The following is a 14,875-nucleotide window of genomic DNA, read 5'->3' on the forward strand; positions in this document are numbered from 1 at the left end:
GCTATTAATTAAATTGTACGATATTAGTTTATTTATTTGATGGTCTTTTTAATGTAAATTTACCAATGGTATCTCTTGATGTGAAATAGTTTCCTTCTAGAGTATTACTATCCAATTTGATTTCTAAAATTGCAGCACCTTGATAAATAAGGGGTTCTTTGATTTCATTTTTAATTTCATTTTGATAAATATAATATAAAGTTATATTTTCTAGTGAAGAACTTCTTATCGGGGTTACTGATAATGTTTTTGAGTTTGATGATTTTGTTCTTATTATCATATTTATATTGTATAATGACTGTTTTATCTCGCATTCACCTTCAGAGATATCTTTCTCTGGCTTTGAGCAAAGATCACATTTTTTACAATTTTCACATTTATCATATTTTTTCTTTTGCCAATGGATAGTTACATCCCATTTTCCATTGAGATCTGGAAACAGGATTTTTGAAAGAATTGGTATATGCTTCCATATTTTTCGCCAAAAAAAACCAAGTAAAATAATGAGGATCGTTGTAACTGATAACCCTTTGGATAATAGAGTTAAGGATATTTCATTATTGGAGAAAAAATAAATTAAATATGTAGATAAAATATAAATTATTATTATTGATGTTAAGTTAATCAGATAAACTATCTGCATTACTGTTACAATCGATAACACGATAACCTGATTTTCTGCCTGTCCTTATGAAATCGAAGATAATACTTTCTGAGCCTGAACGAATAACATTGCAACAACTCGCTTTGAATCATCCCCACCGGGATATCCGTACGCGAGGAACGGGTTTGCTCATGCTTGCCAGAGGGAGCAAGCCGTCCCAGATCACCGCTGAAATAGGATGCAGTCTCCGGGTTATCTATAATTGGGTTCACATGTGGCACAATTCAGGGATAGCGGGATTATTAGGCGGTCATGCTGGAGGCCGGTATCTCGCTATGACGCCTGAAATGATTGCCACTGCGGTCGAAGCTGCCTGTGCAGAGTCCCTAACTCTCGCACGGATAGCCCAGTGCGTTGAGGCAAAGCATGGGCCCCTGCCTTGTACGCTTGAAACGCTGGCAAATACCCTGAAAAAGCAGGGGCTCACCTATAAACGCACCCGTCTATCGCTTAAAAAAAGCGCAACGAAACGGAGTTTGCTAACAAATCCGCCTTGCTGAATAAAATTAAGGCTGGAGCACAGTTAGGCCATTACCGTTTGGTCTATTTTGATGAGGCGGGTTTTGCCGCATCTCCTCCGGTGCAATATGGATGGAGTCCACGGGGTAAGCCCCATGAAACTGAGCCTCAAGAGCATGACAGGCGGTCAGTTCTGGGGGCGTTAAATTACACGGATAACACGCTGTTTTACCAGACAACGTCAGGCAGTATCACGCGAGATGACGTGATTGATTTTTTAGAGCAGCTCGCCCAACAAGGGGACAACCGCCTGACATTTTTAGTGTTGGATAATGCGCGTATCCATCACGGGATTGAAGAAAAAATCAGAAATAGCTGGTTACGAGAACACAACCTGTTTTTATTCTACCTTCCCGCCTACAGCCCAGAGCTGAATTTGATTGAAATCGTCTGGAAACAAGCCAAATACCATTGGCGACGTTTTATCACTTGGACTCAGGAGACAATGGAGAATGAATTAAATACGTTATTGGGCGGTTATGGTAACCAATTTGCAATTAATTTCTCTTGAGTACTTAACAAATTTACAGGATTTAATGCCTTTAACTTAATTTCTTGGATTGCGGTTATTGGTGGGATAAGTGTTTACCTCGCAGGGCTTTGGCGTTCAGATATGCAATTAAATGAGAAAGGATATTATTTTGTAATACTCCTTTTAGGGTTGTTTTCTTCAATTTCAATCCAAAAAACAGTAAGAGATAAAATTGATAATATACCTACAACACAAGCATATTATATTGCTTGTATTATCGCTTTTTCTGCCTCTATAGCATTAATGGCGATTGGTTTGTTTAATGCTGACTTATTGCCAAGTGAAAAAGGATTTTATGGGATTGCTTTTTTCTTGTGTTTATTCGGTTCCATTGCTGTACAAAAAAACATTAGGGATATGGAGCACATTAAATCACCAATAAAAAAAGAATTGAATACTAAATTAATCAGTGAAGATGATTGAAGACAAGGCCAGCATTAAGCTGGCCTTTTAACATATAGCCAAAGTTACGTTATGCCATAACTTAAGGCAATCTTCCAATCTTCGCGTCCACAACCACTCCGACAATATGCACGTGATTACTTAGAGAAATCATATTGTATTGAGGATTCAATGGTTTTAAAAAAGTATCATATCCTTCGGTAACCAGTTGCTTGAAAGTCAGTTCTTTCTCTCCATCAAGTTTCGCTACGACTAAATTGTTGGGAGCTGGTTTAACTTCTGGATCAACTAAAATGATCATGCCTTGTGGTATGCTTAGCCCATTCGGCGATACCATTGAATCACCTTTTACTTCCAGCCAAAAAGCACGTTGTGAGCATTCAACAGAAGTTTCATATCCCTTTTCAGTACGACTTGTTTGATATTTTGATGCGGTATCTTCGAACCAATTACCTGCATTTACCCAGTCGAGTAGTGGGTATTTCTGATGGGTGCGTGTATGACCAGCAAAAGCAGCATTATCACCATAAAGAACAGAGACCAGTTTCCTGGCTTGTTTATCCAGCGCTGGACTGAAATCCGCAATCTGGACTGCCAATTTTTGGGCAAAATAAGCCGCCATCTCTAAATTAAGGGCATTTATCCCATTGAGATAGTGTGAAATTGCACTTTGTGTTTTGCCGATTTCTTCTGCAAGCGTTTCTTGAGAGATGCCAAGTTGTTTTTTCCTGGACTCAAATATCTCTTTTAAGCGTGCTGCATCTGCAAGTTGTTCTGCTGTGAGTTTCTTCTTCATGACTTCATTTTAATACCAATGCTATTAAAATGATAAATACTAAAAGTATTGAAATATTTAGTACTTTAGATATTATTCTGAGAGAGGAGGAGGAAGCAGATGGAAAAAATCTCATTATCAGAATATGTAAAGTTGAATGGCCAAGTTAAAGCTGCGCGTTTGGTGGGGGTTCATCAAACAGCGATTAGTAAGGCATTGCGTTCGGGGCGTAAAATATTTTTGATTCGTCAGGAAGATGGAACCTACAGAGCTGAAGAGTGCCGCCCATTTCCCAGCCAAAGGCAAAGTTTATTGTGAACAAAAAAATATCAGGAGTATGATTAATTCATTTCTATTATAGGTTAGTGTTAATTATGTCGCTGATTTTATTAAAATGTTTTTTGTGTATATTGTTGAGGGAGAAAACGTGAACTCTAACATTGGTCAATACTTCAGAGCGATAGGGAGCATTCTTGACATTATGCCGGCAAATGATTACTGCGATACTTTAGATAATGATTCACCAAATGGATATTTGCTTGAAAATAAAGAGATATCTCATTGTGTTGATTCATTTCCATCCCCTGAAGTATTGAAGAATTATGAATCGATTTTACCAGGTTATGCTGAAAGAGTATTCGCTCTTAAAGAAAAAGAGCAGGTTTTTCAACATGAAAAGCAGAATAAGGCGCTGGATGGATTAATAAATAGAGATAGAAGAGGGCAATGGATGGGCTTTTTCATTACGATATTTATCTTAATCGTTGCGACGGTTTTTGCTTTTAGGGGAGAAATGTTGTTTGCCGGCACGCTAATCACCCTTGATTTGGTGGGATTAGTTTCTGTATTTGTTATCGGGCGTAAATTGAATATGAAATAATTTCAAAGTAATATGTAATCATTTTTTACCTGCTATCTTTTGCACTAATTATTTTCATGCTATATCAATTGAATCACTGAAATATACATCGACAAACATAAAAAAATTTGTATGATAGAGGGTGTTTATGTATTAAAGATAAATTTGCGTATTATAGAGAGTTAATATGGATATTAAAACGTTATGTGATTTGTACCAATCAGGAAAAAAACTAAGATATCTTTTTTTCTGGGGGCATAAAACCGATCATTCCAACCACATAACCAAATCTTGTTTAAGTCAGTGGTATCCAGCTCAATTTACTGTTGATGATGTAAAATATTCCAGTGCGGAACATTATATGATGGCAGGGAAAGCACGTTTGTTTAATGATCACGAAGTGCTGAAAAAAATTATCAATGCGAAAAATCCAGGGACAGCAAAAGCCTATGGGCGCGAAATTCGTGGGTTTAATCAGTCGATTTGGGATGAACATCGGTTGAAAATAGTGATTGCAGGAAATTTGGCAAAGTTTTCTCAAAACAAGCCATTGGCAGATTTTCTATTGAATACCGGGGATAAAATATTAGTTGAGGCTAGTCCTGTTGACCGTATTTGGGGGATCGGGTTATCAGAAGACACCCTTAATATCCATAATCCTCTGACGTGGGACGGTTTGAACTTATTAGGGTTTGCGCTGATGGCTGTGCGCGATAAGTTAAGGCCATAGGTTAAAATATATAGAGTCTAATTTGATAGGCTCTATGCCTTTGCTACATCAAATTTTACATTTCGAGCCAATTAATAATTATAAACTAATCAATTTTTTCTGTTATAGAAAAAGAAATAGATAGTTATTATTCTGTACCTAATGAATATCTTTCAGGGTTGTTTATAACTGATTGATTTCAGGTTATAGTGGCCAATTGCAAAGCAATAACTTGAAGAATTCATAGGGGATCTCCTATTTCATTTTTTGGGAAATAACAATTATCAGGGAGTGATGAGATCTCTAGTTCAACATAATTCATTTCCTATTAACAAAAAACATCCCATTTATACTGCTAAAGGAACTTAATTTTGTCTGATTCAGTTTTATTTTCTGCGATTAAAAGGCCAGACGCTGGAGTGCAGCTATTATTTCTGCATCACGCTGGCGGCTCTTGTTTTTCCTACATCGAGTTAGCTCATAAGTTATCGGAATTTATTGAGGTTTATTGTCTGGAACTTGCAGGCAGAGGGATGCGTGTTTCCGAGCCTTTTCAGGTGGATATTGAAACTGTTTTATCTGATATTCTTGTTTCAATAAAGCGTTTAAGGTTAGGGGAAGATAAACCTTTATTACTGTTTGGACACAGTTTGGGGGCAGAACTGGCGTATCAGGTTACCCGTAGGCTTGAGAATGAATTACCCAAAAGACAGTTAGCACTTATTATCTCTGCCCGTAGTTTTAGTGATCCTGAAGGTTTCAAACATGAGCCATGTGAGGAATATTCTGACTCCTATGTTTTGAATATCCTTGAGCAATGTGAGGGGACACCGGCAGATGTTCTTGCTAACCCCGAATTGCGTAATTATGTGATCGAAATAATGAAAAATGATCTTATCTTGCTGGATTCTTTATCTCGATTACCGAAGGTGAAGTTGAATGTCCCTGCTTATGTACTCGGAGGTGATCGGGATAATAGAGTTCCTGTTTCTCGGTTGGCGGAATGGTGGCAAGTGTTACCTGCATCAGTAAAACACCAAATTTTCACAGGAGGGCATTTTTACTTGTTCAATAATAACGAGATGATTTCTTGGCTTGAAAAACAGGCCAGAGAGCTAGCGGGCAAATTTAAGCTTATAATCTAAGCAACTTATAAAACAGTAAATTGGAAGATTCATTGTATAAATATCTTATAAAATAAGTTTATACGCTATAGTAATGGGAAAGTCATGATCGGATATCAAGAAAAGAAAATTACTGTCAACGGTGCTCAACTTGCGTATTTTCATGATCATGAGAATAATAAAACGCCTTTATTGTTTCTGCATGGTGCGTTGGCTGATAGTTGTATGTGGAATCGACATATGATGGAGCTGGAAGATAGGGTATCGCCGATGGCTCTGAGTCTGCGTCATTTTGGTGGTTCTGCGAAAATAGGTGATTTTGGTATTGAAACACATGCTAATGATGTTATTGAAGTAATCAGAAAAATAGGCTGTTCTCCGGTACATTTGGTTGCATGGTCTTATGGCGCTGATGTGGCATTATTGGCAGTATTAAAAGCACCTGAACTGTTTCGTAGCCTTTTTCTTTATGAGCTTGGATATCCATCTTATTTAACTGCGGACGAATTAGCACTATTTACGGCGGATGCTCAGGCTATGTTTGGCCCTTTATTTGAATTAGCAGGGAAAATAAAATTGCCTAAGATGGTGGAAATTTTGATTGATGGTTCAGGTAATCAAAAAGGTTATTTTTCCTCACAGCCTGAGGCTGTGCGCATGGCTCAGTTAGCCCAAGCAGATACGGTAATTAAGCAACTGAATCAGAATGAAAAACCCAATATAAATGCAAACGCACTGGCGACGATAAAATTGCCTACCCATGTTGCTTATGGTGAATTCTCTCGTCCGTTGTTTCAGCTTGTTAGTGCGTCAGCAGCAAGAAACATTCCCAATTGCCAATCGGAAGTTATTACGGGGGTAACGCATATGTTTCCGATCGAGCAACCTGTCGTTTTCAGTACAAAGGTAAAGCATTTTATTCTGAGTGTATGATTTAAACTGTGGCTAACTTATAAACATATACCCGATTATTGACTTATATTAGTCCCAATTTCTTAATAATTAGGTGTCTTACCTCCATAAATGGCTCAATGATTAAATAGGATAAAGCAATGGCATCAGAAAAAGTAAGCAGTAGCGGTCAGTTTTCTGGCAAAAAAATAATTATTATTCATGGATATACTGCTTCACCTTCATCTAATTGGTTCCCTTGGTTAAAAGAGAAACTTACTGAACAAGGTGCAGAAGTGTTCGTACCTGCAATGCCTGACACATCAGCCCCTAAACCTGAATCCTGGGCTAAGATGTTGATGGATATCGTGCCGGTGGCAGATAAAAATTCGGTTTTTATTGGTCATAGTCTCGGTTGTATCGCGGTATTACGGCATTTAGAGTCAATATGTTCTCAGCACCTTCATATTGGTGGGTATATTTTGGTTTCTGGATTTGACTCTCCTCAAATCACCGTACCAGAATTGAATGCTTTTACTGTTGAGCCGTTAGACTATGCTTTCTTGCGTCAAATAACCAAACAGCGTATTTCGCTTATTTCTTCTAATGATCAAATTGTTTCTCCACAATCCTCTTTGGATCTGGCTCATGCTTTACAAACAGAAGTGATTAATGTTGCTAATGCTGGACATTTTCTCGATAGGGATGGTTTTACTCGTTTGTCTCCCGTTTATGATATTTTGCAAAATATGTTATCAGAATAAATATAGATAAATGATATCTTATAACCCTCCAGTTTATTGGGTTTAATCTGGGGGGGATTAAATATAAAAGACCAGTGAGTTATTTTAAATATGGTTTGTTGGCTATAAAATTTGACTATCATTTTAAACAGGGACAAGATAAGAATATATTTTGTGGTTCTTTTTTAACTTGCTTTATGCTGTTTGGGGTTTTGTATGACAGTATAAATATATTTACTAAGGAGTTAATTATGGTGCCAACTTATTCTCCCATTACTTCTAATGTCAATAATGGTGATTTGGTTCATGTGGACTTTGAACACAAGATAGGAAAATATTCTGCCAAAGATTTCAAATCTGACTGGGGTATTTCACCGACTTTATCATCTGGTCTTAATCAGGGAAGATTAAATATCGTTATTGATCCTCAAAATGATAAAAACAAAGTGTTAGAGTTGACTTATCTTGCCAATACTGTCGGCTCTGAGGCCGGAACCTCATTTAATGTACCGATTCATGGTGTGCATAAAGCGTTATGGTTGCAATATAGAGTGATGTTCAGTAAAGAATTTATGTGGGTTAAAGGTGGAAAACTACCGGGTTTGGCTGGTGGCGATCACCCATCAGGCTGTATCGATAATGACAGTTTCGATGGTTTTAGTAGTCGCTTGATGTGGAGAAAAGCAGGCGAGTTATTTGGTTATCTCTATTATCCTGAAAAAAATGAACGATGCGGTGATTATATTAAATTAGAAACTTCGTTAAAGAAAAATACGTGGTATACCCTGACACAATATGTAAAACTAAATAATATCGGCAAACACGATGGTATCTATATACAATATGTCGATAATCAAGAGGTTTTTAGAACAAACAGTCTTAAATTGAGAAATAAAAATGATGTTTTCATTGATGCGATAAAATGGAGTTCTTTTTTCGGCGGCTCCACGCTGGATTGGGCTCCGCCAGTGGAACAATATGCTTATTTTGACGATTTTGTTGTTAGTGTTGGAAAGCCTGATAATATTTAATCATTTCTTATCCTGTGAAAATAACCACGTGAGGATCTTGTGCGAATAACTTTTCAACATTAAGGTACATATTATGATTATTTCCGCTTCAACTGATTATCGGGTTGCAGCACAAGCTAAGTTACCGCCTTTTCTGTTCCATTATATTGATGGCGGAGCCTATGCAGAGCATACCCTTAAACGCAATACCGCCGATTTATCTGATATTGAGTTACGTCAGCGTGTGTTGAAAGATATGTCCGAATTGAGTCTGGAAACCAGCCTATTCGGAGAAAAAATGTCAATGCCGGTGGCACTGGCGCCTGTTGGACTCACAGGAATGTATGCGCGTCGCGGCGAAGTACAGGCTGCGCGTGCCGCAGCCAAAAAAGGCATTCCATTTACTTTATCGACAGTATCTGTATGCCCGATTGAAGAAGTCGCTCCCGCAATCGATCGCCCAATCTGGTTCCAGCTTTATGTACTGAAAGATCGTGGTTTTATGCGCAATGTCCTGGAAAGGGCGCAGGCTGCGGGAGTCAAAAATTTGGTATTTACCGTTGATATGCCAGTTCCTGGAGCGCGTTATCGGGATGCACATTCTGGTATGAGTGGCCCGAATGCGGCTATGCGCCGTCTTTTGCAAGCGATAACGCATCCGCGATGGGCATGGGATGTGGGATTGTGGGGCAAGCCACACGATCTGGGCAATATTTCCGTATATCGTGGTAAACCGACTAAATTGGAAGATTATATGGGTTGGTTAGGCAGTAATTTTGATTCCTCCATTTCATGGAAAGATTTGGAGTGGATACGTGATTTCTGGAAGGGACCGATGATAATTAAAGGTATCCTCGATCCAGAAGATGCTAAAGATGCTGTCCGTTTTGGCGCTGATGGTATCGTGGTTTCAAATCATGGCGGACGCCAGCTTGATGGGGTTCTGTCAACGGCACGCGCCTTGCCTGCGATTGCGGATGCCGTCAAAAATGAGATTACCATTCTTACTGATTCCGGTATTCGAACAGGATTGGATGTGGTGAGAATGATTGCTCTGGGGGCAGATAGTGTGTTATTGGGGCGTGCTTTTGTTTATGCGTTGGCAGCGGCAGGTGAAGCGGGGGTTTCCAATTTGCTGGATCTGATTGAGAAAGAGATGCGGGTGGCGATGACCTTAACCGGAGCGAGATCAATCTCGGAGATTAATGCGGATTTATTGGTCCGTAATCAAGGCTAATGGCTGCCATTGTTGGTCAGCAGAATATGCTCTGCTGACCCTATTAAATTAATCCTTTAAATACCGATAGGGCGATATCCCTGCCATTCAGGTTTATCTGGCTGACCGTGAGGATTTTCAGTTAAATGGATGTGATAGCCATTGACTTGTCCAAGGAGCAAACAGTCATCAACATCTTTCAGATTATCTTTATGTAATTGACCATAACCGGACAGTAAGCTTTCTTTCGCTTTTTCTTTTGCTTCTTCTACTGAGCTGGCGACAAAGAACCCGAACTCATGCGCTTCTGCGAGCGAATCTTTTTGGTAACCACCAAGATTTACAAAGTAGAGTCGCATTTTTCCGTGATATTCTTGATGACTGATTGCAATGTCATATCCATCAGCCCACGTTAAGGGCATATAACCATCCAGATGAAGTTTGTCTTTATCACCAAACCAAACTTCGCGTAACAGGGGATACGCTTCCTCTATTTTTTCGACTACCGCAAATTGGACATCGTGAACTTCAATATTGGATTTTCCAGCATTTCCACCAAGATAGAACATATATAATTGAGGCATTTTTTCCCTACTTATTCTTGTTAATAACACTTATCTACAGTGACTTTGTGCCGATTATTATTAAAAATAAGGCGTTATATATTCTCAAGCAGTATCTCACCGTATGAAAAGAGTTTTGCTTTGCCTGTCAGATAAACACGATCTCCATCGATTCGACATAACATCTCACCCCCTCGTTCGGATAATTGACGGGCAAGAAGCTCAGTTTTATCAAGCCGCTTTCCCCAGAAAGGGGCAAGAACACAATGGCTGGAGCCAGTGACAGGATCTTCATCAACACCTTTGGCAGGCGCGAAATAGCGTGAAACAAAATCAGCGGATGAATCACCGAGAGCGGTAATAGTCAGTCCTGGCAAGGGCAGGGCAGCAATCTTAGCAAAATCAGGTTGAGTATGGGTTATTTGCTCTACGGAATCCAAAACACAAATATAGCGATCATGTGAAGCAAACACGGCAGAAACATTTTGTCCCAGAGCATCTTGGATAACAGGAATGAGGGCGTTTTCTTCATGGCAATCGGTGATAGGAAAATCCAATGTAAAAATGCCATCTTGGTGAGAAACGCGGAGTTCACCAGAGCGGCTCTTGAATGTAAGGGATTTATCTTGAATATTGCGGTGGGCTATAAGGACAAACGCGGTCGCCAATGTTGCATGCCCACATAAATCTACTTCGACTTTAGGTGTAAACCAACGCAGATGGTTTTCTACTAAAAAAGCAGTTTCAGGAAGGCCAATTTCAGCAGCAAGAGAAATGAGTGTTTCATCCTCTGGCCATTTGTCCAGTAAAACAACAGCAGCAGGATTGCCTGAAAACAATTTTTCTGTGAAGGCATCGACATGATAAATAGGGTATGAATGCATCAGAATCTCACTTATTTTTTTATAATGGAAAACCGTATACAGCATGTTGAAATGATATTGATTTGTAAAGAGTTATCTTATTTGGCTGCAAAACATACAGAAATTAGCATGTTGACCTCAGGTAATAATGATTATTAAATAGTAATTCGTTGTTACCATTCCCTAAGGAAAGAGATGAAAATCAAAGGAACCTATTGCCTATTTTTTATTTTGTCAGTCTGCTTTTCTCAAGCCTTGGCTTTTGATTTGAGCTACAAAAGCGACATACCAGCGGATAACAAACCCTCAGAAGAGTATCTGAAAAAGAGAAACAATTTAGATCATGGACATTGGAATACGGAGAAACTGGCTGAAGATAATGCCTTGGCCGAGAAGCGGGAGGATGAACTAAAAGAATATCATGATAAATTTAAGCAGAAAAATGACGTGAAATTTCCTTTTGATTGGGGTGAACTACATCTTAAGACTTCTCCCTATATGGAAAACAACCAATTTATGCAGCACCTTAGAGAACAGACTAAACGCCATTGCTATAGAGAAACAAGGCAAAAGTTAGAGAAAGAGCAGGGGAATGGCTATTCCTATGCTGATATCGCTGATACTTGTGGTTATTATTAATCAGATTATCCCATTGTTAATAAAGAATTAAATTTATCTTTGAGGCTGGACAAAAACTGTGAAATAGTGTGCAAGGCTGCTGGAAGATAGCGAAAGGATTCGCAAAGTTAGCAGTCACTGGCGTGGCAATGCAGTCACCCAGCAGTTGTGGGTGAAAGACTTTCGCAGGAATGTGTGAGCCCTTTGAACCATGCTAAGGAACGGTTTAAAACTGACTAATCAGTAAGTTAACAGCTAATGCTATAAATATTAAACATGTAATTTTATTAAGGGCAGTTTGTATTGATGGGTTATTGGATATAGCACTATTTAAAAAGCCGGACAAATAGGATATTAGTGCAAATACAATAAAAGCAATACAAACAAATAGTAAACCTAGACATAATAGTTGCAGAGAGACTGGAATGGCATTCACATTATTAGTGGTAAATTGAGGAAAGAAAGCCAGAAAGAAAATAATAACTTTGGGATTCGATAAGTTCATTATCAAACCTTTTTTAATAAGTTTTTTATTATCGTTAAAATTTTCAGTATTGCCTTTAACCTGAATAGGTTTGGCTTTAAAGGCACCCCAAGCCAGATAACTTAAATAAAATGCGCCAAATAATTTGATAATTTCAAAGATTACCGTATTGGATCGTAATAGTGCTGAAACTCCTAAATGGCTTGCCAAAATGGTAGGAGTCTCAAAGAAACTCAGTCCTATTTTTGCGAATGTCTTGATTGCAATAAAAGAAACCGCAAAAGGAAGGACTGAGTTATGCTTATCTTACCACCAACCTCCCGAAATGAACGGCGCCAGATGAAAAAAGTCGTTCAAAAAACCACAGATAAAAATTATGCCCGCCGGATCATGGGCATACTCTGGTTATGCCAAGGAGAGCCGGTCTCCCAAGTGGCCGATAAACTGTGTTGCGCTGAGTCTTCTGTCTGGCGCTGGATTAAGCGGTTTAGGGAGCTGGGATGGATGGGGTTACTCAGTTTACCGGCAGGCCGCCATACCCGATGGCATTTAACCCCACTTTGGCCTTTTCTGTCTTATCTATTGGAACATTCTCCCCAACAGTTCGGTTATCTCGGTTCCCGATGGAGCCTGGCCTTTTTTGTATTTTTAATCAAAAGGTTACTTAATATCACCCTTTCAATGAGCACGCTTTACCGTTATTTCCGTCAACAAGGGATTGTCTGGAGAAGAGCGGCCCCGACAGTCAAGTTACCCGATCCGGAATATGAAGAAAAAATGGCCCGCATTACCGAAGCGCTTTCCCGGGCGTCAGAGAAACATCCTGTTGTTTATGAAGATGAAGTGGATATTCACTTGAACCCGAAAATCGGGGCGGGCTGGTATTTTAAAGGCCAGCAAAAACGCATTAATACGCCGGGTAAAAATCAAAAATACTACGTTGCGGGTTGTCTTGATGTCCGGACCAACAAAATTGTTTTTACGGGTTACATGAAGAAAAGCGCTCAATTATTTATCAATACGTTAGAAGAATTAAAACGCCAATATCGTCACGCAGAAACGCTCACCGTGATTTTAGACAACTACATTATTCATAAAAGTAAGTCAGTAAAAGCGTGGTTACGACAGAATCCAAGCGTGACACTTTTATTCCTTCCGGTTTATTCGCCCTGGTTGAACAAAATAGAGCGGTTATGGCAATCGTTACATGAAACGGTTACCCGTAATCATGGTTGCCAATTTATGTGGCAACTGATTAAAAATGTGAAAATTTTTTTAAAAACGGCGTCAGGAAAAAAGACGTTGAAAGGAATCAGAAATATCAGAGTCTCAGCATTATGAAAAGGCATTTAGTGCAACTAAAGATGTATGTATTATTAATCCAATACATAAGCCAAGGGTAATTAATACTCCAGATTTTCGTCCATTTATTGCAGATTGACTTAAAACTAAAATATTGTCAGGGCCAGGCAAGAAGCACAGGAAAGTTGAAATACTGATAAATGTAATAAGTGTTTCTATAGAAGGCATAGGGCAAGATCTCGCATTTTTAATTGGTTTTTTGGTTAAAAACAATACACTTTAAATTCTAAAATCACACTGAATGGTTATCAGCACCTATCAAGAAAAGAGTATTGAATGGATAAAGTTATCAATATCTATCGGACGGATCATACTTGAGCAAAGTGGAATCCCACCTTGATGATATGAATCCTCTAATGATTATAATAAATTAAGGTAATCCATATGTGAACTCTGAATAAAAAGCGTATGCAATATTTATTGCAAAACTGGGATCTTATTCAATAAAAACAAAATCTTAATACAAAGATAATAAGCTTTTCCTGAGTATTTCTGACTCGGTAATGGAGATTTATAACATTTGAGCGGAGGGTATTGGCTGTTACTTGGAAAATAACAGCCGGATTGTGTTTATCAGTGAATATTATCGTTGTCACCATACAAAGATGGCATACCGTCGGGACGAGTTTTGAAACGACGATGCAACCACATATATTGATCAGGGGCCTGCATAATTTCTTTTTCGATCACCTTATTCATAAATGTTGCTGCTTCTCCTTCATCTTGTAACGGAAAATTTTCCACGGCGGGTTGAATAATTAATTCATATCCTTCTCCATTGGCTAATCTTCGGGGCGTAAAAGGAAGCAGCGCAGGTTTGGCTAAACGGACGAGAATTGAAGTTCCGGTCGTGGTTGCAGCATGTTCAACCGCGAATAGTGGGGCAAATACGCTGTTGCGTGGGCCGTAATCGTGATCAGGAGCGTACCAGACAATTTCACCATTTTTCAGGCATCGGATCATACCCTTAACATCTTTCCTGTCCAGCATGTACTTATTGGAACGGAGCCGTCCCCAAGTTTGTAGCCAATCTATAACAGGATTGTCATTTGGACGATAAACACCAATACCTGGATTGAGCATGCCAAAAATACGCGCGCCTAATTCCAGTGTTAAGAAGTGGATACCAATGACGATAATTCCTTGGCCTGTGGATTGCACTTTTTGGATATGTTCCCGTCCAGTGACTTTGAACCAATGCTTGATCCTCCAGTCAGGCCAAAACCAGGCCATGCCAGTTTCAAACACGCCCATTCCAACCGATTCGAAATTTTTGACTAGCCATTCATGCCGTTTCTCTGCTGGCATATCGGGGAAACAAAGAGTCAGATTGCGCTCTGCAACTTTAGCCCGTTTTTTTAAAAAACGCATTGATAATCGGCCAAGTCGGGTGCCTATCCAGTAAATCACGGGATAAGGCAATAAAACCAGTAAATAAAGTATGCCGATACCTAGCCAGGTCAGCCAGTAGCGGGGATGTAAAAATGAACGATGAAAAGGAGGTGCTTGTATCATGTGTTTTCAGTAGTTGATGCCTAAGA

Annotated in this window: 20 protein-coding genes; 13 read left to right on the forward strand and 7 right to left on the reverse strand. The window is 39.1% G+C overall.

Annotated elements, in window-relative coordinates:
* Positions 1-28: 28 nt before the first annotated feature.
* Positions 29-664, reverse strand: a complete 636-nt coding sequence (locus XDD1_RS07830; protein WP_148886210.1) for a Cap15 family cyclic dinucleotide receptor domain-containing protein — start codon at positions 662-664, stop codon at positions 29-31.
* Positions 665-690: 26 nt separating this feature from the next.
* Here XDD1_RS07830 and XDD1_RS07835 point away from each other — a divergent pair, with 26 nt between their 5' ends.
* The 3 genes from XDD1_RS07835 to yiaA are packed head-to-tail and all read left to right on the forward strand — an operon-like array spanning position 691 to position 2,138.
* Positions 691-1,164 (forward strand): helix-turn-helix domain-containing protein, encoded by a 474-nt coding sequence (locus XDD1_RS07835; protein WP_045968011.1) that lies wholly within the window; start codon positions 691-693, stop codon positions 1,162-1,164.
* Positions 1,158-1,694, forward strand: coding sequence for an IS630 family transposase (locus tag XDD1_RS07840; protein WP_084720900.1), 537 nt, complete (start codon positions 1,158-1,160; stop codon positions 1,692-1,694). Before XDD1_RS07835 ends, XDD1_RS07840 begins: the two co-directional genes overlap by 7 nt.
* A gap of 39 nt (positions 1,695-1,733) precedes the next feature.
* Positions 1,734-2,138: an inner membrane protein YiaA gene (gene yiaA / locus XDD1_RS07845; protein ID WP_045970141.1), complete on the forward strand. Its 405-nt coding sequence runs from the start codon at positions 1,734-1,736 to the stop codon at positions 2,136-2,138.
* A 61-nt stretch (positions 2,139-2,199) separates the two neighbouring features.
* Here yiaA and XDD1_RS07850 read toward each other — a convergent pair whose 3' ends face one another.
* A complete protein-coding gene (locus tag XDD1_RS07850; protein ID WP_045970143.1) occupies positions 2,200-2,913 on the reverse strand; it encodes a LexA family protein in 714 nt (237 codons plus the stop codon).
* Between the two features lie 99 nt (positions 2,914-3,012).
* Here XDD1_RS07850 and XDD1_RS07855 point away from each other — a divergent pair, with 99 nt between their 5' ends.
* The 8 genes from XDD1_RS07855 (at position 3,013) to lldD (ending at position 9,465) form a co-directional block, all read left to right on the forward strand.
* Positions 3,013-3,210 (forward strand): Cro/CI family transcriptional regulator, encoded by a 198-nt coding sequence (locus XDD1_RS07855; RefSeq protein ID WP_045970145.1) that lies wholly within the window; start codon positions 3,013-3,015, stop codon positions 3,208-3,210.
* Between the two features lie 109 nt (positions 3,211-3,319).
* The gene (locus tag XDD1_RS07860) at positions 3,320-3,772 is read left to right on the forward strand and encodes a DUF2335 domain-containing protein (RefSeq protein WP_045973400.1); all 453 of its coding nucleotides are present in this window, start codon (positions 3,320-3,322) and stop codon (positions 3,770-3,772) included.
* A 166-nt stretch (positions 3,773-3,938) separates the two neighbouring features.
* Positions 3,939-4,481 carry an NADAR family protein gene (locus tag XDD1_RS07865; protein WP_045970146.1) on the forward strand — a complete coding sequence of 181 codons (543 nt, stop codon included), beginning with the start codon at positions 3,939-3,941 and terminating at the stop codon, positions 4,479-4,481.
* Positions 4,482-4,831: 350 nt separating this feature from the next.
* The gene (locus tag XDD1_RS07870; protein WP_045970148.1) at positions 4,832-5,605 is read left to right on the forward strand and encodes a thioesterase II family protein; all 774 of its coding nucleotides are present in this window, start codon (positions 4,832-4,834) and stop codon (positions 5,603-5,605) included.
* Positions 5,606-5,689: 84 nt separating this feature from the next.
* Positions 5,690-6,517, forward strand: a complete 828-nt coding sequence (locus tag XDD1_RS07875) for an alpha/beta fold hydrolase (protein WP_052705659.1) — start codon at positions 5,690-5,692, stop codon at positions 6,515-6,517.
* Positions 6,518-6,636: 119 nt separating this feature from the next.
* Complete coding sequence (locus XDD1_RS07880) at positions 6,637-7,239, forward strand: RBBP9/YdeN family alpha/beta hydrolase (RefSeq protein ID WP_045970149.1); 603 nt, start codon at positions 6,637-6,639, stop codon at positions 7,237-7,239.
* Between the two features lie 74 nt (positions 7,240-7,313).
* On the forward strand, positions 7,314-8,249 hold the full coding sequence (locus XDD1_RS18405; RefSeq protein ID WP_156979650.1) for a polysaccharide lyase: 936 nt from the start codon (positions 7,314-7,316) through the stop codon (positions 8,247-8,249).
* A gap of 73 nt (positions 8,250-8,322) precedes the next feature.
* On the forward strand, positions 8,323-9,465 hold the full coding sequence (gene lldD / locus XDD1_RS07890) for an FMN-dependent L-lactate dehydrogenase LldD (RefSeq protein WP_045970151.1): 1,143 nt from the start codon (positions 8,323-8,325) through the stop codon (positions 9,463-9,465).
* 56 nt (positions 9,466-9,521) lie between these two features.
* On the opposite strand, the gene XDD1_RS07895 is transcribed toward lldD, so the two are convergent.
* Positions 9,522-10,028 carry a DUF1543 domain-containing protein gene (locus XDD1_RS07895; RefSeq protein ID WP_045970153.1) on the reverse strand — a complete coding sequence of 169 codons (507 nt, stop codon included), beginning with the start codon at positions 10,026-10,028 and terminating at the stop codon, positions 9,522-9,524.
* A 74-nt stretch (positions 10,029-10,102) separates the two neighbouring features.
* A complete protein-coding gene (locus tag XDD1_RS07900) occupies positions 10,103-10,891 on the reverse strand; it encodes a PhzF family phenazine biosynthesis protein (RefSeq protein WP_045970155.1) in 789 nt (262 codons plus the stop codon).
* 174 nt (positions 10,892-11,065) lie between these two features.
* On the opposite strand from XDD1_RS07900, the gene XDD1_RS07905 reads away from it, so the two are divergent.
* Complete coding sequence (locus tag XDD1_RS07905; protein WP_045970157.1) at positions 11,066-11,509, forward strand: hypothetical protein; 444 nt, start codon at positions 11,066-11,068, stop codon at positions 11,507-11,509.
* Positions 11,510-11,714: 205 nt separating this feature from the next.
* On the opposite strand, the gene XDD1_RS07910 is transcribed toward XDD1_RS07905, so the two are convergent.
* Entirely contained in the window at positions 11,715-12,182 is a 468-nt protein-coding gene (locus XDD1_RS07910; RefSeq protein WP_052705661.1) for a LysE family translocator, read from the reverse strand.
* Between the two features lie 87 nt (positions 12,183-12,269).
* On the opposite strand from XDD1_RS07910, the gene XDD1_RS07915 reads away from it, so the two are divergent.
* Positions 12,270-13,313 (forward strand): IS630 family transposase, encoded by a 1,044-nt coding sequence (locus tag XDD1_RS07915; protein ID WP_045970159.1) that lies wholly within the window; start codon positions 12,270-12,272, stop codon positions 13,311-13,313.
* Here the strand turns inward: XDD1_RS07915 and XDD1_RS20365 are convergent.
* Positions 13,308-13,502 (reverse strand): LysE family translocator, encoded by a 195-nt coding sequence (locus tag XDD1_RS20365; RefSeq protein WP_071827250.1) that lies wholly within the window; start codon positions 13,500-13,502, stop codon positions 13,308-13,310. The two genes, XDD1_RS07915 and XDD1_RS20365, sit on opposite strands and share 6 nt — an antisense overlap.
* Before the next feature lie 405 nt (positions 13,503-13,907).
* Positions 13,908-14,849: a Kdo(2)-lipid IV(A) acyltransferase gene (locus tag XDD1_RS07920; RefSeq protein WP_045970161.1), complete on the reverse strand. Its 942-nt coding sequence runs from the start codon at positions 14,847-14,849 to the stop codon at positions 13,908-13,910.
* Positions 14,850-14,875: the final 26 nt, after the last annotated feature.

Origin of the sequence: Xenorhabdus doucetiae (genome assembly GCF_000968195.1) — a bacterium.
Classification (GTDB): domain Bacteria; phylum Pseudomonadota; class Gammaproteobacteria; order Enterobacterales; family Enterobacteriaceae; genus Xenorhabdus; species Xenorhabdus doucetiae.

Coding starts and splice junctions, on each gene's coding strand:
- XDD1_RS07905 (WP_045970157.1), top strand. CDS start 11,066: ATGAAAATCAAAGGAACCTATTGCCTATTTTTTATTTTGTCAGTCTGC.
- XDD1_RS07920 (WP_045970161.1), bottom strand. CDS start 14,849: ATGATACAAGCACCTCCTTTTCATCGTTCATTTTTACATCCCCGCTAC.
- XDD1_RS20365 (WP_071827250.1), bottom strand. CDS start 13,502: ATGCCTTCTATAGAAACACTTATTACATTTATCAGTATTTCAACTTTC.
- lldD (WP_045970151.1), top strand. CDS start 8,323: ATGATTATTTCCGCTTCAACTGATTATCGGGTTGCAGCACAAGCTAAG.
- XDD1_RS07875 (WP_052705659.1), top strand. CDS start 5,690: ATGATCGGATATCAAGAAAAGAAAATTACTGTCAACGGTGCTCAACTT.
- XDD1_RS07915 (WP_045970159.1), top strand. CDS start 12,270: ATGCTTATCTTACCACCAACCTCCCGAAATGAACGGCGCCAGATGAAA.
- XDD1_RS07850 (WP_045970143.1), bottom strand. CDS start 2,913: ATGAAGAAGAAACTCACAGCAGAACAACTTGCAGATGCAGCACGCTTA.
- XDD1_RS07865 (WP_045970146.1), top strand. CDS start 3,939: ATGGATATTAAAACGTTATGTGATTTGTACCAATCAGGAAAAAAACTA.
- XDD1_RS07900 (WP_045970155.1), bottom strand. CDS start 10,891: ATGCATTCATACCCTATTTATCATGTCGATGCCTTCACAGAAAAATTG.
- XDD1_RS07895 (WP_045970153.1), bottom strand. CDS start 10,028: ATGCCTCAATTATATATGTTCTATCTTGGTGGAAATGCTGGAAAATCC.
- XDD1_RS07880 (WP_045970149.1), top strand. CDS start 6,637: ATGGCATCAGAAAAAGTAAGCAGTAGCGGTCAGTTTTCTGGCAAAAAA.
- XDD1_RS07835 (WP_045968011.1), top strand. CDS start 691: ATGAAATCGAAGATAATACTTTCTGAGCCTGAACGAATAACATTGCAA.
- XDD1_RS07855 (WP_045970145.1), top strand. CDS start 3,013: ATGGAAAAAATCTCATTATCAGAATATGTAAAGTTGAATGGCCAAGTT.